General features: G+C 63.1%; 1 protein-coding gene. It reads right to left on the minus strand.

Going from position 1 to position 282, the window contains the following annotated elements:
* Positions 1-23: 23 nt before the first annotated feature.
* A partial coding sequence (locus KI686_RS17745) for an acyl-CoA synthetase family protein (RefSeq protein WP_237590424.1) occupies positions 24-282 on the minus strand: 259 nt, incomplete at its 5' end.

Below are 282 nucleotides of genomic sequence, written 5' to 3' on the forward strand. Positions count from 1 at the left end.
TGATCCCTGCGCTGTCGTGGTGGTTAGGCGGCCTGACGCAAGACCGGGAAGGTCTTCGCGTCACGGATCTGCAGGTCGGCGGCGACCTTGCCGGTGCGCCCGTCCTCGAACTTGACCTGCGTTTCGATGAACTGCGTCTGCTTGCCGGAATACAGCGCATCGATCAGCACCGCGTACTTCTCGGCGACGAAACCGCGCCGCACCTTGCGCGTGCGCGTCAGTTCGTCGTCGTCGGGATCGAGTTCCTTGTGCAGGATCAGGAAGCGATGCACCTGCGAATCG

This window comes from Polaribacter sargassicola, from assembly GCF_021991835.1.
GTDB lineage: Bacteria > Bacteroidota > Bacteroidia > Flavobacteriales > Flavobacteriaceae > Polaribacter > Polaribacter sargassicola.